The organism is Serratia sp. CY56464 (genome assembly GCF_052168435.1).
GTDB lineage: Bacteria > Pseudomonadota > Gammaproteobacteria > Enterobacterales > Enterobacteriaceae > Serratia > Serratia marcescens.
The window spans coordinates 129795-155326 of the sequence record NZ_JBJNMV010000005.1 but is presented as its reverse complement, the minus strand read 5'-3'; the positions used below and the strand labels follow the sequence as shown (position 1 = coordinate 155326).

Here is a 25532-nt window from a genome sequence, read left to right as displayed (position 1 = left end):
CGAAATTTATTGTTATAGGGAACTCAATACACTAGAGGAGGTGTGAGGCGTTATTTCGCGCACGCCGGTTTAGTGATCGTCGAAGCAAAAGCTTATTGCCCCCCGGCGCTGACGCTCCGACGATGAAAAACCAGGAAGCGGTAATACCGCCCCCCAAAGCGAATTATTTATGCGTGACCACCGGCGTACAGGTCGGCGCGCTCAGCGACGGCGATGAACCTAAAATTCCCGGCATCATCAGCGACGAGCAATCGAAAATGCGGCCTTTTTCCGTGGTGGCGCGATAAGAAAGTTTTTGGCCGCCCAGCGCATCCGGCTGCGCGCCATTGACGTTGGTCACGGTAATTTCGTCCGACGATCCCAGCCCCAGCATTTTGGCGGTTTCCGCCTGCAGCAATGGAATGGCCTGATCGGTTTTCAGGGTGGAACAACCGGCTAGCATCATCGTAACGGTTAAAGCGATAAGTGGTTTCTTCATAAATTATCCTTTATAACCAATCAGTTAAAATTACCGATTGGCTTTATGTTTTCTCTTATCCAAATCCTCGAATAATATATTTCCCTTTCCTAAACGAAAAAACCCTCCTAAAGTAGGGAGGGTTGATAATAATTCATCAGACCTATCTGATATTTGAAGGCGAAAGGAGAATCCTTTGGGGCAGGATTATGCGTTGGTCGTTGATGACCATCCATTGGTAGCAAGCGGCATCGCCAATTTTCTCAGCACGCATTGCCGATTCAAACAGGCGCATGTGGTGACCAATGAAGAAAGTTGCTACCGCCATATTAGGGAAAATGGCCCACCGCGTTTACTGGTGATCGATTTTTGGCTCTCTTCCGGTACCGCGTTGAAATTACTCAAAGAAGTAAAACAACGTTATCCGCAGGTGCGGATTTTGGTGGTCAGCGGCGACGAGAATAACGATATCTGGCAGAAAGTTAACAATGCCGGCGGGCATGGATTCGTGTTAAAAAACGAACCACCGGAATTATTCGCCAGGGCGGTTTTTGCGCTGAATAATAATCATGAATGGTTCCCTGACGGTAATGAAGCCACCGTTAAAAGCCACCATGAACACTTAAATAAATTCAATTTAACGCCGAGGCAAATCGACGTATTAACTATGATGCTGCGCGGCCTACCAAATAAAAGAATTGCGACGCAACTGTCTATTTCCGAACCCACCGTCAAAGAACATATCAGCAATATATTGAAAAAGATCGGCGTCAACAGCCGGGTGGAAGCCATCACGCTGTTGCACGGCAAACGGGATCCGTCGTCATGAGGTTTTTCCAGCATTTACAAAATGATGGCATCTCCCCGCGCGCGCAGATCCGCCTGCTGGACAACACCTTCATGCGGCTGGTGTTCAGCTTCACCGCCGTGCCTTTTGTCGGCATCCCTTTCGCCATCTGGATTTATTTGCTGGGCGACAAGCTCGGCCCAACCATTGCCTGGATCATCGTTTACCTGCTATGCGCCGTGGCGATCCGAATAGGGCATCGGCGCTACCAGCGCGAAGCCAAAGAAAATGATGAAGACGCCGTGCTGCGCCGCTGGCTGCCGCGTATTAATAAGGTGGCCTTTATTCACGGGTTGGGGATCTCATCACTCTATTTAATTACGCCGCAGACCCATAACTTTGACTTTTTCCTGCTGCTCAATATCAGCATCGCCGCGATCGTCGCCGCCAACGCAACGCACCTGACGCCCGTCATCAGCACCTTTACCCGCTTTTTCTTCGCCTCCTGGGGGCTGCTGAACCTCGGCATCATCTGGCGGCTGGAAGACGTGATGTTCATCGTGCTGATGCTGAACTTGTTGTACGGCTTCGCCATTTACCGCCACGCATTAACCTCGCATGCGTTCTTTATTCAGCAGGCGCTGCTCGAAGAGCAAAGCTCGCGCCTGGCGGAGCAGTTCCGCCAGGCTAAAGAAGAGGCGGAACAGGCGCTGTTGGACAAGAACCAGTTCCTGACCACCGCCAGCCACGATCTGCGCCAGCCGGTGCACGCCATGGGCTTTCTGATCGAGGCCATCATCCACAAAAACCGCGACGACAGCCTGACGCCGCAGTTGCTGGATCTGCAGCAGAGCGTGCGTTCGGTGCATTTGATGTTCAATTCGCTGCTCGATCTCAGCAAAATCGAATCCGGCAACGTGCGCACCGCCGCCACCCATGTGGATATCGGCGCCCTGCTCGACTCGGTGGTCACCCTGTTCCGCGAAGAGGCCAACAGCCGCGCCCTGACGCTGCGCACCTGGCGCCCCAGACGGCGTATCAGCGTGATGGGCGATCCGCTGCTGGTGCGGCAATCGCTGATCAACCTGATCCAGAACGCCCTGCGCTACACGCAACGGGGCGGCGTGCTGATCGCCATCCGCCCGCGCGGCGCCGAGTGCCTGGTGGAAGTGTGGGACACCGGCGTGGGCATCGCCGACGAAGAGAAAAGCAAAATCTTCTCCCCTTACTACCGCCCCGAGCTGGCGTGGAAAATCGACAGCGCCGGCCACGGGCTGGGGCTGGCGGTGGTGGCGCGCTGCGCCAAGCTGATGAAGGTGAAGTACGGCATGCACTCCGTCGAAGGCAAAGGATCGCGTTTCTGGATGCGCTTCACGCAATACATCGGCGAAGACAAAGCGCCGGAAACCGCGGCCGCCTACGACAACACCGCCGCGCCTACCCGCTATGCACCACTGCGCGGCGCCTGCCTGGTGGTGGACGACGATCCCTTGGTGACCTCCGCCTGGGAAAGCCTGATGAGTACCTGGGGCATCACCGTGCGCTGCGCGGCCTCCGCCGAGGAAGCCTTCGCCATCGTCGACGACGGTTTTACGCCGTTCGCCGTGCTGTGCGACCAGCGCCTGCGTTCCGGCGAGAGCGGTTTTGACATCCTGAAAGCGCTGTTCGAACGCCTGCCGGACGTGAGCGGCGCGATGGTCAGCGGCGAGTTCAATTCGCAAATATTGCAAGAGGCCGAGCAGGAAGGCTATCTGGTGCTGCGCAAGCCGCTGGAACCGGCCAGGCTGCATGCGCTGCTGACCCAGTGGGGGGCAAGTTAACTGCGTCGATGGCGCACGTTATCCGCCAGCAATAAGGCAGGCTTAATGAATAAAACATTAAGCCTGCCGCATATTACGCTGCGTTATCTAAATACGATTAATCGCATTTAGGCGGTTTTGGTTTGCAGACCGGCGGCTCAGGTTTACATACCGGCGGTTTTGGTGTGCAACCGCCCCAGGCATTATTCCACGCGTTTCCCCAGCTGTTAACAACCTTGCCGATGATAGCCAAACCCAGGCCAATCGTTGCGCCGTTCACCTGCTGAACTTCTGTTGAGTTTAATTCTCTCATTTTTCATCTCCATTCACTAAAAAGAATCAATTAAAAAAGACTGCCTTTTATGAACCGTCGGTTCACGTTTTAGGTATAAGACGCTCAATAAATTAACTCAATAACGAAAATCTTAATTAAAGATGAAATAAATATAAAATTTTATATTTCATCAAACAATTATGTCATTGTATTTACAGGTTGCAATGTAATTACCCGATCTGCCGATGCAATCGTCGATGGCCGATGAGCAATGATAACGCGGGTCATTTTCAACGAGGATATGGCTTCGTTCACCCTTTTTTCATTGTCCAGATCCAAATGACTAGTCGCTTCGTCCATAAACAGAATACTGGGCCTTCGATATAACGCGCGGGCGATAAGAACCCGCTGTTTTTGCCCGCCGGAAAGGCTCCCCCCCAATTCGCCCACCAACGTTTCATATCCCATCGGCATTTTCATAATATCGTCGTGAATATTGCAATGCTTGGCGCATTCAACGATAAATTCCGTATCGGGATGAGCATCAAAACTGCATATGTTCTCGGCAATTGAACCAGCAAGCAGTTTATCTTCTTGCAATACACACGCGATGCACTCCCGATAATTATTAATGCCGATATCATGAATGTTAATGCCGTTGATAAACAAGCGCCCTTCCGTCGGTTCCAACAGCCCACACATCAGCTTCATCAACGTGGTTTTGCCGACGCCTGAAGGCCCGACGATCGCCACGCTTTCTCCCGCCGCGATCTGCAGGCTGAGCCCGGGGATCACTGGGCGCGAAAGGCTGTCATATTGATAAAGCAGATCGCGCACTTCAAAAGTCACCGCCTCGTTGGGATTGCATATCTTGCGATAGGGCTTCTCTTCCTCTGTCGTAGAAAGCACGATGTCCGCCAGCCTTTCATTATGCAAATTCAGCATTCGCAGCCGAATTACCATATCGATAAGATTTGACGCGCGATCGGAGAATTGCCCCCGATAGGCATTAAAGGCGACAAACATGCCTAATGTCATTTGACTGTCGATCACTAAAGACGCGCCTAACCACAAGATAACGATTTGATCGCAGGCCGCAAGAAACGCATTCACGCCGCCAAAGAACATATCGAGCTTCGTCACCCGAATATTGGCGTTTGCCGTATCGATATTTAAATTTAGCCAGAACTGCGAACGCGTTCCCGCCAACCCCAACGACTTCAGCGTCGCGATGCTGTACAACGTCTCCATAAAATGTGAGCTGGCTTTCGCCGACTTCACCAATTGCTCCTCGGACGCTTGCCGATAATAGCGATAGGTCGAAAGGCGCAGCAGAATATATAAGACCGTAAAGCCGGAGGCTACCCACACCAGCCAGCCGCCGTACATGAACATCATGATAAATACGCCGACCGACATGATGCCATCAATGATGCTGGAAACGATACTGGTGGTAAACGTGGTGCGAATGGCGTCCAGCGAGCCAAAGCGCGATTGAATATCACCCAGCTTGCGCTTTTCAAAATAGGCAAGCGGGAGCTTCATCAAATGATCAAACAGCCCTGATTTCCACTGTATATCGATCAGCGCGCCCATCACGATGGAGATCCACGAGCGAAACATCGAAACGCAGGTGCGGAACAAGATAAAAAACAGTAAACCGACGCAAATAATGACCAATAAATTATGGTCGCCGGCCTGAATGACGTGGTCCATCACCAACTGAGTCCCGACGGGCATCAGCAGGTTGACGGCCTCAATGACCAGCGACAGAGCGAAAATTTTTACCAGCGCGCTTTTAAGACCGGTGACATTGTTGAGCAGTTTTCTAAAGTGCAGGCGGTTTTTCTGCACTACAGGCGTGAATTCACTGCTGGGCCATACCTCTAAAGCTATTCCGGTAAAATGAAGGGAAAACTCCTGCAGGCCGATAACCCGGCGGCCAAATGCCGGATCGTGCAGGGTTATCCGTCCACCGCGAATGTTGACCAGGACCACAAAGTGATTCATATCCCAGTGCAATATGCAGGGCCTTTTCACCTGGTGAATCTCATCCAGGCTCAAGGATAAAGCCCGCGTTTTCAAATTGAGATTCTCGGCGATCGCGATCAGCGAGCTCAGGGTGGCGCCGCGGGCCGAGATATCAAACTTCTGGCGCATCGACAGCATATCGATGTGCATGCCGTAATAGCCGCACACCATCGCTAAACTGGCCAGCCCGCATTCGGCGGCCTCCGTTTGCAAGACCTGCGGCACTTTTCTTCTGAGCGACAGGTTTAGCTTGCCAACGATATTCTCATAAACTTTATTCACGAAGTGGCCCCGACACACTGTTTTTCATGTCATAAAATGGCGCGAACATCCATTGGTAGATGGGTCTTTTCTCCAGGAAAAGCGTAGCTTGCGCCTTCATGCCGCTTGAAAGGTTCAGCTGCTTTCCCTGATAGCCGAACTGCGTGTTATCGATAGCCACCAGCACTTTGTAGTACGACTCAACCAGTTCAGCCGATTGTCGAGTTGGCGAACTGCTGTAAGTGGACATTTCCTGAATCGATGCGGGAACATAAGCGATGCTTTCGATCACGCCGGGAAACTGACCAAATTTTTCATACGGAAAGGCGTCATAACGAACGTTGATATGATCGCCTCGGCTCACGTAAGGCACGCTGCTGTTGGGCAACCATAAAACCAAATAATAGATGGCATGATTACTGGGGATTAATTGCGCCAGGCTGTCCCCCGTATTGACCATTTGCCCAGGCGTCACGCTGAGCGATTCAACACGCCCGTCCGCCGGCGCATTGACAATCAATGAGCCGCTGGCGTCCGCTTCGGCCAGCTGCCTCAGGAGATCATTGCGCTGAAATTGATATTGCGAGATTTGATTATCGAAATCGGACGCTCTTGTCGCGAGATCGCTATTCAGATTAGTTATCTGCAAAGACTCTTGAATGCTTTGGTTATAGAGACTGTGGAACGTGCTCTGCTGCTGATAGTAGAGGTAAACCTGGTTATTCAGCTGATCCCGATTAATGAGCCCCTTACTGCGATACTCATCGTAATTTTTCATGGTTTCGCGCATAAAGTTAACGCCGTTGCGTGAATTTTCGACCATCTGTTTGGACTGGCTGTGCGCCAGTTTATATTGGTCAATCTGCGCTTGCAGATTGACCAAGGTCGTTTTCTTGTTCGCCTCCAATTTGGCGATAATGCTATCGACCTGCGCCAGTTGATTTTCTATCGCCTGCCGCGTGCTTGCGCTGACGGTGCCGGAATCCGTCACCCTGCTGACGTCTATCTGATAAAGATGCTGCCCTTTTTTTACCTGATCGCCCACATTGACAAAGCGTTGTGCAATGAATCCCTGCTGAGTAGCAAATATGTTGACCGATCTTGGCAGCGTCGTGACCTCTCCGCCCACGCTGATACGCCGGGTATAACCGCCATAGGTCACGAAAATGATCAGCACAGAAACGAATGAAAGTGAAATGCCCGCGATGACCCAGGCCGGCAACCCTGCAATTAACAATGCTTTTCCTGCCCATTTAGAACGACTATGCGATAAGGCCTCTTCCCTAAACAAATTCTGACCTCTCCATATATAGCGACACCGTTCATTTTTATCTTATCCATGGCCCAACACGGCGCTTATTTAGATTTAGTCCTTGTTGGCAAAACCCACAAGTAATAATAATCTTAAAAAATCATAAAACTGCTTAAACGTCACAAAAAGTGCGACCCTAATATTATCGTCGGCGTTATGAGTTGCATATTGCAACGCCGACCTCTTTAATCTAAGCGTATTCTCATCAAGCCGTCATTCACAGAGGCCGCGAGAATTAAGTGGCGAAACGCTTTACGTTTCGTTCCTGAGGCATAGGGATAAAGTTGAAAGGATTTACTATGAAAGAGCTAAATACTGCAGAGATCGAAATCGTTTCTGGTGCTGGGATTATTTCCGATACGGCAAGCTTTGTATCAGGATTTGCCGGCGATGTTGTCATTGATACCGTAAAATTGGCCAATGATGCGCTTAATACCCGATTGATCTCTTCCGTAGGCCAAGGGTTCAACGCGATCGGTTTTGGCTTGGGCGCCGTTCATAATGTCGCGGACTCGCTTGGCTATGCGGCATTTAAAAGCGTTGCAGCCGTAGGCTCCCTGCTGGGCGGGGATGCAAGCCGTATCGAATATCATTACGAGAAAGAATGGGGTGCTTGAAAACAAGCGACTCCCTCTGAAAGATTAATAATGCTAACCACCTGCCCAATCAGGTGGTTATTTCAATTACGCACTCACTAACTCTTCTGTTTGAAAACCGCTTTGGTCAATGGAGAGGAGAACACGTTGTGCGGATCATACTTATTCAGCACGTTGCAGGCATGATTCCAACTGTCATTTTTCCCTGCCCCGGCATTAAAGCTGCGCGGAATGTTTTCTTCGAGTACGGTTTTATCCTGCCACGCTGCCTGTGAAGTATAACCCCAGCCTTTACTCCACTCTACGCGAACCGTCGCATAGTCGCCCGCATAGTGGCTAAAAATCCATTTTTCCATTTCACTGTAGAATTTATTGGCATCCGGCGTATCGGGCATGGTCAGAATATCCAACCAGATCGCGACATCCCATTCCGGATGGGATTCAACGGGGCGAATGGCCGAAAGATCGGGAACAATGGCATTGGCCACCGCGCTCTCTTTTGCACTGTCCAACCCGGTGACGCGAATTTCAATTGGGCCATTCATCGGAAATGAATTTTTGCGCTGGTAATCGGCCACCATTTCTTCATATTTTTTCGTGAAATCGTGCAATACATTCTGAATATTGCTCCGTTTCGTGATTATCGCGTAACCATTGGCCGTCACGCGCAGCGTTGTCGGCTTCACATACAACAGCAGATCCTTGCTCCACCCCCACAGATCCGCCGACACGGTGGCCCCTAAACCAATGCTGACCAACTCCATCTGCGCCTTGCCGAGTGTCGGAGTCAGCTCCGGGTGGCCATTATTGATTTTTTTAATGATATCTGAAATTTTAACCGGCAAATTATCCGAGAACGGATAGTTAAATGGACCATTAACCGGTTTTGACACTTTTGGGAAGCTATCTTCTTGCTTCCACACTTTCAGCCATGGTTTTTCCGTGAACGGGAACCAGATGACTTCAACGCGCCCGCACAGATCCAAGAAATGGCTGAAGGTATTTTTTGTCGTGCTTGCAGTGGAAAAAAGATCCGTCGCGGTGACATTAACATAACTTTGACAGCGTAAACGCCTGTTGCGCGGCACCTGCAGCGTCACTTCGCTGATAAAAGCCCGGCCGACATGCACCAGGAATGCCGAGCTCTCCGCATTATCACGCGTAAACTCCTTTAATTCATACTTCGACCGTGCCTGATCCCAAACGACAGCTTTTAGCGACACCACGCTATTGCTCACGGAACCAAAGCTGGCAAACTCAGCCAGACGCTCATCTTTTGCCGGGATGCAGGTTCCATGGCCGCCGATGGCGAGCACGCCCCCCAGGGTCAGATCACCAGGCGCCGGCGTCGCATAAAAGCCGAGTTTCTTTTTTTCTAATTCAGTGAGCAAAGCCTGCATTGTCACCCCCGTTTGCGCGGTGACGTATCCATGCTCTTCCACTTTATTGATTGAGATGTTTTTGAATTTCCTGGTGAGGTCGATCAGCACGACATTGCTGTTATCCTCCCCGTTTGCAATAACGAGCGGTGACCAGTTGTGCTTGATGCCAACCGGACGCACGCAATATTTATTCTCATGCGCCCAGTTAATCACGGCCAAGAGCTCATCCGTATTTTGTGGATAGCAGGTCAGAATATGATTGCCGGATATTTCTTTTGACCAATTAACAAAGTTGACATACTCATAACCCACAGGGAACGTGTTCAAACTAGAACTAGTCATAACTGACTTCCTTTTAAAATTAAAATCGATAGAGATAAAAACGGCAACAGCCCGAGCGCTAATTAATCACCCTGATAAGCACCTCCTTTTCCTTGGGATACCCCCCTCTGTTTTACTGCCCGAATAGCGTCAAGACTTGCCAATATAAACCAACACCTTGACGTTAAGTTCTGCGTATTGAAAATTCTTTTCTTTATGCAATTCAATTAAAAAGCCGTTTCTTATTCGCACGCCAAGCAAAGGAAGATAGGCGTCATAGATGCTGTCAAAAAAAACCAGGTATTCGTTCAACCTGCCGTTAAACTCGAACAACAAATACTGCCCTCTTATCAACGTCAGATTGCGTGTCTCGTAGTACCCTTTGCTGAGCGTTACCTCCCAACCGGATGATGCCAACTTTACCGTGCGCATTGACGTATCGGTGTTTTTCCCTGTGCGGCTGCTGTATTTCTGTCGTTCCTCTCCTCCAGAGCTGGAAGCACTCATCGAATGATAGAGAAAAAACTTATATCCCTTAAGCAGGTATATGTTCTTGGGCATTTCGACAAAATGATATGCTGACGGATTTTGTATTAAAAAAGGAGGGAGGTGCTTGGAAAAGTCCCATTCCTGGCTCGTTCTAAAGTCCTTTGGGCTCTCACCGAAAAAGCGTTGAAAGGCGCGGCTAAAAGCCTGCTGCGAGCTAAAGCCGATAGCAGTAGCCACTTCCAATACTTTTAAATCAGACTGTTTGAGCATAACGGCGGACTTGCTCAGGCGCCTATTTCTGATATACGTCGCTATTTTCATTCCCGTATAACGCTGAAACATTCTTTGCAAGTGCCATTTCGAATAACCAGACAAATCCGATAACTTTTCTATCGAGAGATCATGCTGTATATTCATCTCGATCAAATTAACTAGCTCGACCACGATACTATGCTGGTAACTCATAATGACATCCATGCCCTAACAAAACCCACCCTCAGACAACCTGTTCATTGGGCTTTTATCCATTAAAATGAAAAACAAAGCGCTGCCGCAATCATGCAATTAGGATTATAATGTGAAAAACGATGAACCTTTCATAGTTGATTGACAGAGAGATACTTCTTTTGGGGTAGACGTCCTCCGCGTGACGTTATTGGTATAATTCTTATAAAGCTTTTCCCTAGTGAAGGCTTTTCCTGTCTCTTTCATCTCGACCAATATCCATCCTGATGTTGTGCAACTAAACAGTCAAAAGAAAGCATGTCCTGGCATCCATTGATAAATCACTTGCCTCCCTCTCGGCGGTACATTTTAATACCCTTACATTTAGAGTAGCCTATGTAGATAGCTTAGAAAATATCAAATGCCAGATAATTATACAGTTCGCACTTTATGTTACGACGATAATTAAAAGATAAGAAAAATCATACAATTATAATTTCAACTCCAAGAAACGAATGCTGATAAAACTTAGAATCCGCCCTTGAGAAGCGTTATTAAATACAATGAAACCGCTGATTTCCCCAATAAAAACAGAAGGAAAGATTTATAAAATAAGAAATAGACTAATTCACCATATCCTTCTGATATATTTATTCGTCAGACCAAGTATTTCAGAAAAATCCCATAAAAAGACTTGCAGAGTCCTTTAATTTTCGCAGAGGATTAATTAGCTACGCTATAGCCCGATGCCGATGAGTCGACGCGCCTCAATACGGCAATTCATTTTAATGCCGCGGCCCGGCGGGTACGGTGAATAAAGACCCGTTATCCGACGATATCGTCGCGCCGACGAAGTGCGCGTGGTTGCAGAATACCGTGCTGCGGATAGGCGCAAAGCCGAGATGGAAAACGCCGCGTCTCAGGAAATGAGCCGTAAGCAAAGCGTGGGCTGCTCCGTGCGGACTGTCTTCTCCGTTCGCCCCTCTCCTCCTTTCGGCTCGGAGGCCGTCTACGGCTTAGGGCGCCAAACATCGGGCATAAAAAAACCCGCCGTTAAGCGGGTTTGGTTCTCATGTGTGGTTCACTGACGCCAGCCTACGCCGGACGCGGGATTACTCCCACTCAATCGTCGCCGGCGGCTTGCCGCTGATGTCGTACACCACGCGGGAGATGCCGTCCACTTCGTTGATGATGCGGTTGGAGACGCGGCCGAGGAAGTCATACGGCAGGTGCGCCCAGTGCGCGGTCATGAAGTCGATGGTTTCCACCGCACGCAGGGAGACGACCCAGTCGTATTTGCGGCCGTCGCCCATCACGCCGACCGAACGCACCGGCAGGAACACGGTGAACGCCTGGCTGACTTTGTTGTACAGGTCGGCTTTGTGCAGCTCTTCGATGAAGATGGCGTCGGCGCGGCGCAGCAGATCGCAGTACTCTTTCTTCACTTCGCCCAGCACGCGCACGCCCAGACCTGGGCCCGGGAACGGGTGACGGTACAGCATGTCGTACGGCAGGCCCAGTTCCAGGCCGATCTTGCGCACTTCGTCTTTGAACAGCTCTTTCAGCGGCTCGACCAGGCCCAGCTTCATCTCTTTCGGCAGGCCGCCCACGTTGTGGTGCGACTTGATCACGTGCGCTTTGCCGGTGGCGGAAGCGGCGGATTCGATCACGTCCGGATAGATGGTGCCCTGCGCCAGCCATTTCACCTGCTCTTGCTTGCAGGCTTCTTCGTCGAACACTTCAACGAACACGCGGCCGATGATTTTACGCTTGGCTTCCGGTTCGTCCACGCCCGCCAGTGCGGTCAGGAAGCGGTTTTCCGCCTCAACGTGCACGATGTTCAGACCGAAGTGGTCGCCGAACATTTCCATCACCTGCTTGGCTTCGTTCAGGCGCAGCAGGCCGTTGTCGACAAACACGCAGGTCAGGCGCTTGCCGATGGCGCGGTGCAGCAGCATCGCGGTGACGGAGGAGTCAACGCCGCCGGACAGGCCGAGGATCACGTGGTCTTCACCCACCTGCTCGCGGATGCGCTCGACCGCATCTTCGATAATGGTGGCCGGCGTCCACAGGGCTTCACATTGGCAGATGTCCAGTACGAAGCGCTCCAGCATGCGCTGGCCCTGACGGGTGTGGGTCACTTCCGGGTGGAACTGCACGCCGTAGAAGCGTTTTTCTTCGTTGGCCATAATGGCGAACGGGCAGGTGTCGGTGCTGGCGACGGTCACGAAGTCGGACGGGATCGCGGTCACTTTGTCACCGTGGCTCATCCACACGTCCAGCAGCGGTTTGCCGGCCGGGCTGATGGCGTCTTCGATGTCGCGCAGCAGCGCGCTCTCGTTGACGATTTCCACCTGCGCGTAGCCGAACTCGCGTTCGTTGGAGCCCTGCACATGGCCACCCAGCTGCATCGCCATGGTCTGCATGCCGTAGCACACGCCCAGCACCGGCACGCCGGCGTTGAACACGTAGTCAGGGGCGCGCGGGCTGCCGGCTTCGGTGGTGCTTTCCGGGCCGCCGGACAGGATGATGCCGCTTGGGTTGAATTCGCGGATCTGCGCTTCGCTAACGTCCCAGGCCCACAGTTCGCAGTAAACGCCGATTTCGCGCACGCGGCGGGCGACCAGTTGGGTGTATTGCGAACCGAAGTCCAGTATGAGGATGCGATGCTTATGGATATTTTGTGTCATGTGAGGCGAATTCCAGCAACAAGAGAAAAAGAGCGAAAATGTATGTTTTCGGGATGGGGCTTGGCGCCCCACCCCGGCCTCTCACTCAGGAGAGGTTAAGGCATCAGCCCATGCGGTAGTTCGGCGACTCTTTGGTGATGGTCACGTCGTGCACGTGGCTTTCCTGAATGCCGGCGCCGCTGATGCGCACGAACTCCGCCTTGGTGCGCAGATCGTCGATGGTGGCGCAGCCGGTCAGGCCCATGCAGGAGCGCAGGCCGCCCATCTGCTGGTGCACGATGGCTTTCAGCATGCCTTTATAGGCCACGCGGCCTTCGATACCTTCCGGCACCAGTTTGTCGGCGGCGTTATCGGTTTGGAAGTAACGGTCGGAAGAGCCTTTGGACATCGCGCCCAGCGAGCCCATGCCGCGGTAAGATTTGAACGAACGGCCCTGATACAGCTCGATTTCGCCCGGAGATTCTTCGGTGCCCGCCAGCATGGAGCCGACCATCACGCAAGAGGCGCCCGCGGCGATCGCTTTGGCGATATCGCCGGAGAAGCGGATGCCGCCGTCGGCGATAACCGGAATACCGGTGCCTTCCAGCGCTTCCACCGCGTCGGCGATGGCGGTGATCTGCGGCACACCCACGCCGGTCACGATGCGGGTGGTACAGATGGAGCCAGGGCCGATACCCACTTTCACCGCGCTCACGCCGGCTTCAGCCAGCGCTTTGGCGCCCGCCGCGGTCGCGACGTTGCCGCCGACGATCTGCAGATCCGGGTATTTGGCGCGGGTTTCGCGGATGCGCTGCAACACGCCTTCGGAGTGGCCGTGCGAGGAGTCGATCAGCAGGACGTCAACGCCTGCCGCCACCAGCGCATCAACGCGCTCTTCGTTGCCGGCACCGGCGCCGACCGCCGCGCCCACGCGCAGGCGGCCGTGCTCGTCTTTACAGGCGTTAGGTTTACGTTCCGCTTTCTGGAAGTCTTTAACAGTGATCATGCCCAGCAGGTGGAAGCTGTCGTCCACCACCAGCGCTTTTTCTACGCGCTTTTCGTGCATCTTCTGCAGCACCACGTCGCGCGCTTCACCTTCTTTCACGGTGACCAGGCGATCTTTCGGCGTCATCACCGCGGTGACCGGCTGGGTCAGATCGGTCACGAAGCGCACGTCGCGGCCGGTGATGATGCCGACCAGCTCGTTGTCTTCGGTAACGACCGGGTAACCGGCGAAGCCGTTGCGCGCGGTCAGCTCTTTCACTTCCTGCAGCGTGGTGGCCGGAGTAACGGTCTGCGGGTCGGTGACTACGCCGCTTTCATGTTTCTTCACGCGGCTGACTTCTTCAGCCTGGCGCTCGATGGACATGTTTTTGTGGATGAAGCCCAGGCCGCCTTCCTGCGCCAGCGCGATGGCCAGGCCGGATTCGGTAACGGTATCCATGGCTGCGGACAGCATAGGGATGTTCAGGCGGATGGTTTTGGTCAGTTGAGTGCCGAGCTCTGCAGTGTTAGGCAGAACCGTGGAGTGGGCTGGAACCAGGAGGACGTCGTCAAACGTCAGAGCTTCTTTAGCGATACGTAGCATGGGCAATATCTCACCAGGGTGGGCTGTGAAAAAGATAAAATATTGCCGCGGCATTATACAGAGCGGAATCGGTTGCCTCCAGCACTTTCTTACAAAAAGTCTTGATTACCTTTTTCAGCCATGTAGTATCGACCAATTAAGTGATTGTTTTGAAATTTGATCTGGGTCACATGACGCTACCTGTTTCGCCTTCCATTTTTACCGTAAGCCGCCTGAATCAGACGGTTCGCCAACTGCTGGAAAGGGAAATGGGGCAGATTTGGCTCTCCGCCGAGATCTCCAACCTCTCCCAGCCCGCCTCCGGCCACTGGTATTTCACGCTGAAAGACGATCGCGCCCAGGTGCGCTGCGCGATGTTTCGCAACAGCAACCGCCGCGTCACCTTCCGGCCGCAAAACGGCCAGCAGGTCTTGGTGCGCGCCAGCATCACGCTGTATGAACCGCGCGGCGACTACCAGCTGATCGCCGAAAGCATGCAGCCCGCCGGCGACGGCCTGCTGCAGCAACAGTTCGAGCAGTTGAAACAGCGCCTGAGCGCCGTAGGGCTGTTCGATCAGCAGTTCAAGCAGCCGCTGCCCGCGCCGGCCAAACGCGTCGGGGTGATCACCTCCGCCAGCGGCGCGGCGCTGCACGATATCCTGCAGGTGTTGCAGCGGCGCGATCCGTCGCTGCCGATCGTCATCTACCCCACCTCGGTGCAGGGCGCGGAAGCGCCGATGCAGATCGTGCGCGCCATCGAGGCCGCCAACCGCCGCGACGAATGCGATGTGCTGATCGTCGGCCGCGGCGGCGGTTCGCTGGAGGACCTGTGGAGCTTCAACGACGAACGCGTGGCGCGGGCGATCTTCGCCAGCCGCATTCCGATCGTCAGCGCCGTCGGCCATGAAACCGACGTCACCATCGCCGACTTCGTCGCCGACCTGCGCGCGCCGACCCCTTCCGCCGCCGCCGAACTGGTCAGCCGCAATCAGCTTGAGCTGTTGCGCCAGCTGCAGTCGCAGCAGCAGCGGCTGGAGATGGCGATGGATTACTACCTGGCACAGCGCCAGCAGCAGTTCACCCGCATTCACCACCGTTTACAGCAGCAGCATCCGCATCTGCGCCTGGCGCGCCAGCAGACGCTGCTGTTCAAGCTGCAACGCCGGATGGAAGACGGCATGCAGCAGCAGCTGCGCCAAGCCGCCCGCCGCAGCGAACGCGCCCAGCAGCGGCTGGCGCAGGTGCAGCCGCAGGGCCGCATTCACCGCTACCAGCAGCGCGTGCAGCAGCAGGAATACCGTCTGCAGCAGGCGATGGAGCGGCAGCTCAACGCCTACCGCCAGCGCTTCGGCGTGGCCTGCAGCCAACTGGAAACCGTCAGCCCGTTGGCGACGCTGGCGCGCGGCTACAGCGTGACGCAAACTCCGCGCGGCGAGCTGCTGAAAACCACCAAGCAGGCGCAGGTCGGCGAACTGCTGAAAACCCGCCTGCAGGACGGCTGGGTGGAAAGTGAGGTGAAAACCATCACCGTCGCCAAAAAGCCGCGCAAGAAACGCGCGGCCGAGTAAGCCTTACTCCAGCGTAAAACGCTCGCCCGGTTCGCCGTTCACCCACAGCGCGCGCGTTTCGCCTTCCGGCAGACTGAGTAGCAGCGTGCGCCAGGCCGGGCGGAAACGCCCTTCCGTCGTGATATCCAGCATGATGCGCTGAGGGTCGCAGCGCATTTCCCAGCGCAGCCACAGCGCATCGCCCTGCCGCCAGCCTTCGCTTTCACCGTCGTCCTCAAACAACAGCCCGCTGCTTGCGCCGCAGCCCTTGAGCGGAAACAGCCGCAGCTCGCGCCGATCGTCGGCGGCCACGTCCACATGCGCCAGCCGCTGCGACAGCGGTAGCGCCGCCCCGGCGCGCACCAGCAGCGGCAGACGCTCCAGCGGCGCCGCCAGCGTCACCGTCTGGCCGCCGCCGAACCACTGGCCGCTGTAGAAGCAGTACCAGCCTTCGCCGTTATCCGGCAGATACACCGAACGGCGACGTTGCCCCGGTTCCACCACGCTGGCCACCAGCAGATCGCGGCCGATCAGAAAATCGTCGTTCTCGCCGAAGGTGCGCGCATCCTGTTCGTGATCGAGGAAGGTCGGGCGCAGCATCGGCTCATCGTCGGCGCAGGCCTGCCACAGCAAGGTGTAGAAATACGGCAATAGCCGGTAACGCAGGTTGATCGCCTCGCGCACCGCCGGGGTGGCGCCCGGGTACATCCAGGGCTCGTTGACCGTAGCATCGTCGTTCCAGGAGTGGATGGTGAAACGCGGGTGCATCACGCCGTTTTGCACCCAGCGCACCAGCAGCTCCGCGTCCGGTTTGTGGCCGGAGAAGCCGCCGACGTCGTGGCCGAGGTTATACAGCCCGGACAGGCTCATGCCCAGCCCCATGCGGATGTTGTAGCGCAGCGTCTGCCAACTGGTGCGGTTGTCGCCGCTCCAGGTCTGCACGTAGCGCTGCATGCCGGCGCAGCCGGAGCGCGAGATCAGGTACGGCCGCCGCTGCGGCGCGAAGCGCTGCTGGGCCTCCATCGAGGCGCGCATCATCAGCAATGGCATCACCGGTCGGATATGCTTGATGGCGATCGGGCGCCCGAAGCCGTGGCAGCGCGCTTCGCCGTCCCACACTTCGTATTCGTTGTTGTCATTCCAGGTGGAATCGATGCCCATCTCCAGCAGCTGCTGCGTGACACCCTGCTGCCACCAGCGCACCGTCGCCGGATTGGTGAAGTCGAGGTGCGATCCTTCGTCGTCCCAGAAGCTGGAGCGTTCCGGCGCGTCGCTTTGCGAATCGCGGATAAACAGCCCCTGCGCCGCCACCGCCTGATACTGCGGGTGATCCTGCAGCAGGCACGGCTTGATGTTGGCCGCCAGCCTGAGGCCGGCGTCGTGAAACGCCTGGCTGAGCAGCCTGGGCTGCGGCACCTTGTCGTAGTTCCAGTTGAACACGTAGCGCTTGTTGTTGATCGAGGTGTAGCCCGACGACAGCTGGAAAGAGTCGCAGGGAATGGCGTGCTGGCGGCACAGCGCAATGAACTGTTGCAGCTGCTGCTGGGCGTCCGGCGCGTCGGTGTAGTGCATGGTCGAGCCGCTGTAGCCCAGGCTCCACTTCGGCCCGAAGTGGGTGCGGCCGGTCAGGCGCACGAACGCCTTGGTGACGTCCAATACCTTCGGCCCGAGGAACAGGTAGTAATCCAGATCGCCCGCTTCGGCCTGATAGCGGCGATAGGCCGTATGGTAGTTGTCTATCTCGTTGCCCAGATCCAGCCAGCAGCTGCTCAGGTTATCGTAGAACAGGCCAAAGCTCGCCTCCGGCCCACGGGTGATGGTGAACGGAATGTGTTTGTACAGCGGATCGGTGCTGGCCGCGTTGTACCCCATGGCGTCCAGATTGCGCATCTCGAAGCGGCGGCCGGTGCGCTCCAGATCGCCGGTTTTCTCCCCCAGGCCGTAATAGCGCTCATCGGCGAAGCGGCGTTGGTAGTGCGCCACGCCGTCGCCGTGCGCATTGAGCAGGTAGGCGCTGGTTGGCCGATCCGCCGCCAGCGGCCGCCACTCGCCAGCGGCATTGCAATGCTCCCATTCCAACCACAGCGGCTGATGCACCGTCACCCGCAGCAGCGGCGTGCTGACCACCAGCCGACCGCTCTCCTGGCGCAGCTGATAGCCCGGCAGGCTGAAGCCGGCGACGCTGAGCCGTTCGCGCCCTTCCCAAGGCACATCCTCCTGCGGCGCGATGCTCCAGGTGCGATCCAGCGCCAGCTCGCCGTTGCGCTTGATCAACACGCGGAACAAACCGTCTTCCAACACGTACAGACAGAAACGGTGACGTTCATCGACCAGCAGCTCGACATGGTCGGCATGCTGCGCCGCCAGCGTCCAATTTTTCAAGGTTTTCATAAATATCCCACTTAGCTGTGTGAAGGGGTTTTCTTACCGCCGCGCTCGGCGATCAGGGCAATCAGGAACACAGCGCCGATCAGATCGAAGAAGCCCATGGCGATAAACAGCGGGTTGAAGCCGATGGTGTCGGACACCGCGCCGATCAGCAGCGTGAACAGGAAGCTGGCGATCCAGGCGCTGGAGCCGCGCATGCCGTTGACCGTCGCCATCTGGTTTTTATCGAACGACTCCACCACCAGCGCGCTGAGCATGCAGGAGATCACCTGGTGGCCGAAGCCGCCGATCGAGATCAGCGCGATCGCCACATAGGGATTTTGGGTGATCGCGACGAACGCCAGCGACACCATCAGGAAAGCGCCGGTCACCGAGCTGGCGACCACGGAGTTGACGCGGCTGCAGCCGAACCATTTGCGATACAGGGTGGTGAGATAGCCGCTGGCGACGCTGCCGATATCTGCCGCCAGGAACGGCAGCCAGGCGAACATCGCGATCTGTTTCAGATCCATGCCGCGTTCGGTGGCCAGGTACAGCGGCACCCAGAAACTGAATACCGCCCAGGCCGGCTCGGCGAGAAAGGCCGGGATGGCAATGCCGTAAAACTTCTTGTTCTTGCACAGGCTGGCCAGCGAAGTGAAGAACGGCAGCTTCGGCAACACCGGCTCGTTGTCTTCGCGGATCAGATCCAACTCCTGCTGGCTAAGGTTCGGGTGCTGCTGCGGCGAGTGGTAGAACAGCCACCACAGCACTACCCAGATCAGCGCCAACCCGCCGGAGAACAGGAATGCCCCCTGCCAGCCGAAGGAGACGTGAGCGATGACAATGATCGGCGGCGCCAGCATGGCGCCGATGGAGAAACCGACGCCCGCCCAGCCGGCGGCGATCGGCCGCTCCTTTTTCGGGAACCAGTCGGAGATCGCCTTGGCGTTGGCCGGGGTGGCCGCCGCCTCCGCGCCCCCCATGAAGAAGCGCAGAATGGCCAATTGCAGCCAGCTGCCGGCGCCGGCGTGCAGCATGCATACCACCGCCCAAATGCCGGCGCAGATCAGAAAGCCCATCTTCAGGCCGATAACGTCGATCAGCCAGCCGCAGATCGGCTGGAACACTGTGTAGGCCAGCTGGAACGACGCCACTACCCAGGCATATTGCTCGGTGCTCATGTTCAGGCTGGATTTCAGCTCCGGCGCCAGAATGCCCAGCGAGTTGCGGGTGATGTAGTTGACCGTCACGCCCAGCAAGAACAGCGCCAGCATCCACCAGCGCAGCGATTTGAACTTGCGCCGGCCGCTCTGCGCGACCGCCTGATTGATCTCCACACTCATCGGTTCTCTCCCCGCGGCGGCCGGCTACGGCGACGCGCGTTTTGGTAGGGTACGTTGTGCTATCAAACACGGGACGGTGAAAACGGATCGGCGCCGTATCATTTGCCGACAGACAATCACAACCCCATGATTTATTTTTTGTTTTCTTTTTCGCACACCGTTAAAATTGGACTGACAGGTCGTTAAAATTGGTGTACCAATGCAGACTACTCAGCGATAGCGCACAGCGAAACGGGGTTTTTTGCAAAGATTTTCACTGGCGGGTGAAAAAATAGCCATAATGACCGTTAAATCCGGTCAAGACGCTGAAAATGCGCAGTGAAAATATTCTCATGGACGAATTTGAAGGAGATCACAAAATGAACGGAAAGCTGAAAATCCAGGAGATCGCCCGCCAAACCGGGCTGTCGATCAGCACCGTTTCCCGCGTGCTGGCCGGCAAGGCCAACACCAGCGCCGAGGCGCGCCGCAAGGTGTTGGACTGTGCGCAACAAAATGGCATTCTGCAGGGCATTTCCAGCGGCCGGCTGATGCTGAACAACGTGATGGTGTTCGCGCCGCAGCGCGCGTTCGACGTGCGCACCGACATCTTCTACTACAAGGTCATTCAGGGCATTGCCGCCGCGCTGATGGAGCACGAGGTGCGCATCCGCTACTGCGGGCTGGAAGAGCAACACAGCGACGGCGCGCTGTTTCTGGAAAAGATGAGCGATCCGCACACCGAAGCGGCGCTGATCATCGGCATCGATGACGAGCATATCCACACCCTGGCCGCCGATCTGCACAAGCCCTGCGTGCTGATCAACTGCAGCGATCGGCAGATGCGGCTGGACAGCGTCTCGCCGGATCATCAGCTGATCGGCGATTACTCCGCCAGCTACCTGTTCCAGCAGGGGCACAGCCATATTCTCAACCTGCAGTGTCTGCGCCGCCACACCATGGAGCTGCGGCTGGCGGGCATCCGGCAGGCCTACGCCCGGCATCATCTGCCGTTCGACGACGGCCGCCATCTGATCACCACCTCCGGCTTCGGCGGCGAAGAGGCCGAGCAGGCGCTGACCACCTATCTCAACGGCATCCACGGTCACGCCCCGCTGCCGACGGCGATCCTGGCCGGCGGCGACTACATGGCGGTCGGGGCGGTCAAGGCGCTCAACAAGCGGGGGCTGAACGTGCCGGGCGACGTGTCGGTGATGAGCACCGACGGCTTCAACCTGGCGGAAATCCATGACGTGCCGCTGACCTCGGTGCAGGTGCCGCGCGACGAACTGGGTTACGAAGCGATCCAACTGCTGCAGCGGCGCATGCTGCGCGCCGACGCGCCGCCGTGCAATCTGCTGCTGCACGGCCGGCTGGCGGTGCGCGCCTCGGTGCGGCGCATCAGCCCGCACAAGACCGCGCCGGCGGTGAGCACGCATGACCACAGGCTTTATGACGAGTAGGCTACACTTAGGCACAGTGCATTCATTCGATGAGGTAAAATTTTTTGCCTAAGGAGAGCCACTATGCCAGCCCAGCGCATGCGTTCCGTCATTCCTCCCTACATGCTGCGCCGCATCATTGAACACGGCAACGCCCCGCAGCGCGACTGCGCGCTGCACACCCTGAACCACGTGCAAAGCCTGCTCGGCAACAAGCCGCTGCGTTCGCCGACCGAGAAAAACGCCCGAGCCGGCGAAGCGCTCCGCGATATCTACGACGCCCAGAACGGCACCCAACTGCCTGGCAAACCGGTGCGCAAAGAGGGCCAGCCCAGCAACCACGATGTGGCGGTGGACGAAGCCTACGACTACCTCGGCGTCACCTACGATTTCTTCTGGCAGGCCTACCGCCGCAACTCACTGGATAACCAGGGGCTGCCGCTGGTCGGCAGCGTACACTACGGCAAGGAGTACCAGAATGCCTTCTGGAACGGCCAACAAATGGTGTTCGGCGACGGCGACGGCGAGATTTTCAACCGTTTCACCATCGCCATCGACGTGGTCGGCCACGAGCTGGCGCACGGCGTGACCGAGAGTGAAGCCGGGCTGATCTACTACCAGCAGTCCGGGGCGCTCAATGAATCGCTGTCCGACGTATTCGGCTCGTTGGTCAAACAGTTCCACCTGCAGCAAACCGCCGATAAAGCCGACTGGCTGATCGGCGCCGGGCTGCTCGCCAAGGGCATTAAAGGCAAAGGGCTGCGCTCGATGTCGGCCCCCGGCACCGCCTACGATGACCCGCTGCTGGGCAAAGATCCGCAGCCCGCCAGCATGAAGGATTACATCCAGACCAAGGAAGACAACGGCGGCGTGCACCTCAACTCCGGCATTCCCAACCGCGCCTTCTACCTGGCGGCGACGGCGCTCGGCGGCTTCGCCTGGGAGAAAGCCGGCTACGTCTGGTATGACACGGTGTGCGACAAAGCGCTGCCGCAAAATGCCGACTTCGCCACCTTCGCCCGCGCCACGGTGAAACATGCGCAAGCGCGTTTCGACCAGAGCGTGGCGGACAAGGTGCAGCAAGCCTGGCATCAGGTGGGGGTGGAATAATGAAACCGCTGCCGACGCTCAATCAGGATACGGTCATTGAGCTGGCGCGCGAGGGAGGCTTCGCCTACATTCCCAAACTGGCGGGCCAGCGCCGCATCGCGCTGGCCGATATCACGCCGGAACAGCGGCAGCGCCTGAATCAGTTGCTGAACCAGACGCTGCCCTATGCGCAGGAAGAAGGCCAGCCCAACTCCCCCGGCTGCGGTGACCAGCGCTACTACCGCGTACAGATCAACTACACCAGCCCCACCCTGAGCACCGAGATCGTGCTGTTAATCCCGGAAAGCAGCGCGCCGCAAGCGCTGGTGGATCTGTGGAAAACCGGCCAGGTGGATGAGTGAGGGCTTACAGCGGCTGATAGCTGAAATTCACCCGTTTTTTGGAGATCAGCCCGTGCCCGTTCTGGCACAGGTAATCCACCGCCCCGCAGGCCTTCAACTCTTGCAGCGGCTGCCCGCACTCCGGGCAGCTCGCCTGCTGCCGATAATCACGCTGACAGGCGGCACAATGGTAGTGACCCGCTACCCAATTCATGGTCTGACGACAATGCGGACAATGCGCATCCATAACGGCTCCCAGGTTAAATCGCGCCCCATGAGCGCAAGAAATAGATCCCCAACGCGGTGGTGAAGAACGACCCGACGGTGGTGATAGCGATAATGTTAGCCGCCAGCGTGGCGTTGCCGCCCATGGCGCGCGTCATCACATAGCTGCCCGAAGCGGTCGGCGTGGCGGAAAACAGGAAGATGATGCCCAACGCCGCGCCGTGAAACCCGCACAACCAGCCGGCCAGCGTCATCAGGAACGGCACCAGAAACAGCTTGGCCGCCGACGACAGCGCCGCCACGTTGGACGAGCGGAACATGGCGCGGAAATCCAGGCTGGCGCCGGTGCACAGCAGCGCCAACGGCAGCGACAGCGCGGAGATATAGCTGCCGGTCTGGCGGATCACGGTCGGAATGCCCAGCCCGGTTTGCGCATACAGCAGCCCGCACACCAGGCCGATGATCAGCGGATTGGTGACGATGCTGCGCAGCAGCGACAGGTGGCTGATTTTCTTGCCCTGCCCGCCCTGCAGGCTGCGCGTGAGGGTGATGACCGACAGTATGTTGAACAGGATCACCGTCACGGTCAGGTACAGCGAGGCGAGCGCAATGCCTTCGCTGCCGTAGGCGGTCATGGCGTAGGCCAGACCGACGATGGCGGTGTTGGCGCGAAAGCCGCCCTGTACGAACACCCCGCGCTCACGCGGTTCTTTCACCAGCCACTTGGCCGCCAGCTCCAAGAGCAGGAAGGTCGCCAGCGTGCCGACTGCGCCGAACAGCACCAGCGGCAGATTGCCAAGCAGTTGCGGATGGTTGGTGGCGATGCTGAAAAACAGCAGGCACGGCAGCGCCAAATTGAACACCAGGCGGGTCGCGCCGTCGACGAAACGGTCATCCATCAGGCGCCAATGGCGCAGCAGGATCCCCAGCAGCATCATCAGCAGATTCGGCACGGTGACGTTAAACGCAAAACTCCAGGTTTCCCAGGACATGGTGTTCCTTCAGGCAGGCGAGGTAATCCTCAGATAATAAAACGATTTCGGGCCAATAAAAAAGGGCGCGGCATCACTGCCGCGCCCCTCATGAGCGATTACTTGCTCTTTTTCAGGTGGCTCATCAGGCGCTTGCGCTTACGCATCTGGGTTGGCGTCAGCAGATTGCGTTTACCGGCGAACGGGTTGTCACCCTCTTTGAACTGGATGCGGATCGGCGTCCCCATCACGTTCAGCGAACGGCGGAAGTAGTTCATCAGGTAGCGCTTGTACGAATCGGACAGATCGCTGACCTGGTTGCCGTGGATTACCACGATCGGCGGGTTGTAACCGCCGGCATGGGCGTATTTCAGCTTCACGCGGCGGCCGCGCACCAACGGCGGCTGGTGATCGTCCACCGCCATCTGCATGATTTTGGTCAGCATCGAGGTGTTTACGCGGCGGGTTGCGCACTCGTAGGCTTCCTGTACCGATTCGAACAGGTTGCCGACGCCGCTGCCGTGCAGGGCGGAAATGAAGTGCACGCGCGCGAAGTCGACGAAGCCCAGACGCAGATCGAGCATTTCTTTCACATGCTCGCGATCTTCTTCACTCATGCCGTCCCATTTGTTGACCGCAATCACCAGTGAGCGCCCACTATTGAGGATAAAGCCGAGCAGCGAGAGATCCTGATCGGAGATGCCTTCACGCGCGTCGATCACCAGCAGCACCACGTTGGCGTCTTCAATCGCCTGCAGGGTCTTGATCACCGAGAATTTCTCGACGGTTTCGGTCACCTTGCCGCGTTTGCGCACCCCGGCGGTGTCGATCAGCACGTATTCGCGTTCGTCGCGCACCATTGGAATGTAGATGCTGTCGCGGGTGGTGCCCGGCATGTCATACACCACCACGCGCTCCTCGCCCAGGATGCGGTTAGTGAGCGTAGACTTACCGACGTTCGGGCGGCCGACGATCGCCAGCTTGATCGGCAGATCCTGCGGGTTGAACGCTTCTTCCGGCTCTTCGTCTTCTTCGCCTTCCAGCGTTTCACCGTTTTGCTCAGCCCAGTAAGCGGCGTTGGCCTCTTCCTCGGTCAGTTCTACGTCCTCCGGTTTTTCCGGCACGAACGGCACCAGCACGTGTTCGATCAGCTGGGTCACGCCGCGGCCGTGAGAAGCGGCGATAGCGAACACTTCCCCCAGGCCGAGCGAGTAGAAATCGGCGGTGGCGGTGTCCGGATCCAGGCCGTCGGTCTTGTTGGCCACCAGGAAGGTCGCCTTCTGGCGGCTGCGCAGGTGCTGGGCGATGCCCTGATCCGCCGGCATCAGCCCGGCGCGGGCGTCGACCATGAACAGCACGATATCCGCTTCTTCGATCGCCAGCAGCGACTGGCCGGCCATGCGCGTTTCGACGCCGTCTTCGGTGCCGTCGATGCCACCGGTATCGACGATGATGAATTCATTGCCTTCGATTTCAGCACGACCATACTTGCGGTCACGCGTCAGCCCCGGGAAATCCGCCACCAGCGCATCACGCGTATGGGTTAAACGGTTGAACAAGGTGGATTTACCCACATTCGGGCGCCCGACCAGCGCGACGACAGGTATCATTGTTGAAGCCTCATTACTTAATAATCAATGCGTTACTGCACTGTGGGTAGACACCAGCGGTGCAGCTTATAAAATACGAAACGGCCCCTGAACATTCAGGAGCCGTTTTCCCCTTCATCTTTCGCGCCACAGCGGCGTTGTCTGCGCACCTTCGCCTCGGTCACTTAGCTCACTAAGCTCCCGAGGACTCATGCGCTTGCCGCCTGGCTGCAACCCGAAATCTTTC

20 protein-coding genes are annotated in these 25532 nt (G+C 56.6%); 7 read left to right on the top strand and 13 right to left on the bottom strand.

Going from position 1 to position 25532, the window contains the following annotated elements; genetic code table 11:
* Positions 1-163 precede the first annotated feature (163 nt).
* Positions 164-478 carry a lipoprotein gene (locus ACJ8KE_RS20175; RefSeq protein WP_004941478.1) on the bottom strand — a complete coding sequence of 105 codons (315 nt, stop codon included), beginning with the start codon at positions 476-478 and terminating at the stop codon, positions 164-166.
* 175 nt (positions 479-653) lie between these two features.
* On the opposite strand from ACJ8KE_RS20175, the gene ACJ8KE_RS20170 reads away from it, so the two are divergent.
* Together ACJ8KE_RS20170 and ACJ8KE_RS20165 are read left to right on the top strand one after the other, a co-directional pair.
* On the top strand, positions 654-1286 hold the full coding sequence (locus ACJ8KE_RS20170) for a LuxR C-terminal-related transcriptional regulator (RefSeq protein ID WP_442517361.1): 633 nt from the start codon (positions 654-656) through the stop codon (positions 1284-1286).
* Positions 1283-3064 carry an ATP-binding protein gene (locus tag ACJ8KE_RS20165; RefSeq protein ID WP_442517360.1) on the top strand — a complete coding sequence of 594 codons (1782 nt, stop codon included), beginning with the start codon at positions 1283-1285 and terminating at the stop codon, positions 3062-3064. The genes ACJ8KE_RS20170 and ACJ8KE_RS20165 overlap by 4 nt, the downstream gene beginning before the upstream one ends.
* 97 nt (positions 3065-3161) lie before the next feature.
* Here the strand turns inward: ACJ8KE_RS20165 and ACJ8KE_RS20160 are convergent, their stop codons facing one another.
* The 3 genes from ACJ8KE_RS20160 to ACJ8KE_RS20150 form a co-directional block, all read right to left on the bottom strand.
* A complete protein-coding gene (locus ACJ8KE_RS20160) occupies positions 3162-3356 on the bottom strand; it encodes a hypothetical protein (RefSeq protein ID WP_126186674.1) in 195 nt (64 codons plus the stop codon).
* 159 nt (positions 3357-3515) lie between these two features.
* On the bottom strand, positions 3516-5630 hold the full coding sequence (locus tag ACJ8KE_RS20155) for a peptidase domain-containing ABC transporter (RefSeq protein WP_079452382.1): 2115 nt from the start codon (positions 5628-5630) through the stop codon (positions 3516-3518).
* On the bottom strand, positions 5623-6900 hold the full coding sequence (locus ACJ8KE_RS20150) for an HlyD family secretion protein (protein ID WP_033639628.1): 1278 nt from the start codon (positions 6898-6900) through the stop codon (positions 5623-5625). Before ACJ8KE_RS20150 ends, ACJ8KE_RS20155 begins: the two co-directional genes overlap by 8 nt.
* Before the next feature lie 320 nt (positions 6901-7220).
* On the opposite strand from ACJ8KE_RS20150, the gene ACJ8KE_RS20145 reads away from it, so the two are divergent.
* Positions 7221-7538 carry a hypothetical protein gene (locus ACJ8KE_RS20145; protein WP_016929740.1) on the top strand — a complete coding sequence of 106 codons (318 nt, stop codon included), beginning with the start codon at positions 7221-7223 and terminating at the stop codon, positions 7536-7538.
* A gap of 77 nt (positions 7539-7615) precedes the next feature.
* Here the strand turns inward: ACJ8KE_RS20145 and ACJ8KE_RS20140 are convergent, their stop codons facing one another.
* The 4 genes from ACJ8KE_RS20140 to guaB all read right to left on the bottom strand — a co-directional run bounded on the left by ACJ8KE_RS20140 (position 7616) and on the right by guaB (position 14410).
* Positions 7616-9241, bottom strand: a complete 1626-nt coding sequence (locus ACJ8KE_RS20140; RefSeq protein ID WP_249263142.1) for a cholesterol oxidase substrate-binding domain-containing protein — start codon at positions 9239-9241, stop codon at positions 7616-7618.
* Positions 9242-9370: 129 nt separating this feature from the next.
* The gene (locus tag ACJ8KE_RS20135; protein ID WP_048325718.1) at positions 9371-10174 is read right to left on the bottom strand and encodes a helix-turn-helix domain-containing protein; all 804 of its coding nucleotides are present in this window, start codon (positions 10172-10174) and stop codon (positions 9371-9373) included.
* A gap of 1091 nt (positions 10175-11265) precedes the next feature.
* On the bottom strand, positions 11266-12843 hold the full coding sequence (gene guaA, locus ACJ8KE_RS20130; protein ID WP_015378768.1) for a glutamine-hydrolyzing GMP synthase: 1578 nt from the start codon (positions 12841-12843) through the stop codon (positions 11266-11268).
* Positions 12844-12946: 103 nt separating this feature from the next.
* Entirely contained in the window at positions 12947-14410 is a 1464-nt protein-coding gene (gene guaB / locus ACJ8KE_RS20125; RefSeq protein ID WP_004941460.1) for an IMP dehydrogenase, read from the bottom strand.
* 170 nt (positions 14411-14580) lie between these two features.
* On the opposite strand from guaB, the gene xseA reads away from it, so the two are divergent.
* The gene (gene xseA / locus ACJ8KE_RS20120; protein WP_442517359.1) at positions 14581-15957 is read left to right on the top strand and encodes an exodeoxyribonuclease VII large subunit; all 1377 of its coding nucleotides are present in this window, start codon (positions 14581-14583) and stop codon (positions 15955-15957) included.
* A gap of 3 nt (positions 15958-15960) precedes the next feature.
* Here the strand turns inward: xseA and ACJ8KE_RS20115 are convergent, their stop codons facing one another.
* Both ACJ8KE_RS20115 and ACJ8KE_RS20110 read right to left on the bottom strand, forming a co-directional pair.
* Complete coding sequence (locus tag ACJ8KE_RS20115; RefSeq protein ID WP_442517358.1) at positions 15961-18327, bottom strand: glycoside hydrolase family 31 protein; 2367 nt, start codon at positions 18325-18327, stop codon at positions 15961-15963.
* An 11-nt stretch (positions 18328-18338) separates the two neighbouring features.
* Positions 18339-19649 carry an MFS transporter gene (locus ACJ8KE_RS20110; RefSeq protein WP_016929747.1) on the bottom strand — a complete coding sequence of 437 codons (1311 nt, stop codon included), beginning with the start codon at positions 19647-19649 and terminating at the stop codon, positions 18339-18341.
* A gap of 359 nt (positions 19650-20008) precedes the next feature.
* On the opposite strand from ACJ8KE_RS20110, the gene ACJ8KE_RS20105 reads away from it, so the two are divergent.
* The 3 genes from ACJ8KE_RS20105 to ACJ8KE_RS20095 all read left to right on the top strand — a co-directional run bounded on the left by ACJ8KE_RS20105 (position 20009) and on the right by ACJ8KE_RS20095 (position 22521).
* Positions 20009-21091, top strand: a complete 1083-nt coding sequence (locus ACJ8KE_RS20105; protein WP_033639625.1) for a LacI family DNA-binding transcriptional regulator — start codon at positions 20009-20011, stop codon at positions 21089-21091.
* A 63-nt stretch (positions 21092-21154) separates the two neighbouring features.
* A complete protein-coding gene (locus tag ACJ8KE_RS20100) occupies positions 21155-22180 on the top strand; it encodes a M4 family metallopeptidase (RefSeq protein WP_033639624.1) in 1026 nt (341 codons plus the stop codon).
* Positions 22180-22521, top strand: a complete 342-nt coding sequence (locus ACJ8KE_RS20095; RefSeq protein WP_016929750.1) for a protealysin inhibitor emfourin — start codon at positions 22180-22182, stop codon at positions 22519-22521. Before ACJ8KE_RS20100 ends, ACJ8KE_RS20095 begins: the two co-directional genes overlap by 1 nt.
* A gap of 4 nt (positions 22522-22525) precedes the next feature.
* Here the strand turns inward: ACJ8KE_RS20095 and ACJ8KE_RS20090 are convergent, their stop codons facing one another.
* The 3 genes from ACJ8KE_RS20090 to der all read right to left on the bottom strand — a co-directional run bounded on the left by ACJ8KE_RS20090 (position 22526) and on the right by der (position 25306).
* Positions 22526-22747, bottom strand: coding sequence for a zinc ribbon domain-containing protein (locus tag ACJ8KE_RS20090; RefSeq protein WP_028127372.1), 222 nt, complete (start codon positions 22745-22747; stop codon positions 22526-22528).
* 13 nt (positions 22748-22760) lie between these two features.
* Positions 22761-23717, bottom strand: a complete 957-nt coding sequence (locus tag ACJ8KE_RS20085) for an AEC family transporter (RefSeq protein WP_048795796.1) — start codon at positions 23715-23717, stop codon at positions 22761-22763.
* Between the two features lie 98 nt (positions 23718-23815).
* Complete coding sequence (der, locus tag ACJ8KE_RS20080; protein WP_015378774.1) at positions 23816-25306, bottom strand: ribosome biogenesis GTPase Der; 1491 nt, start codon at positions 25304-25306, stop codon at positions 23816-23818.
* Positions 25307-25532: the final 226 nt, after the last annotated feature.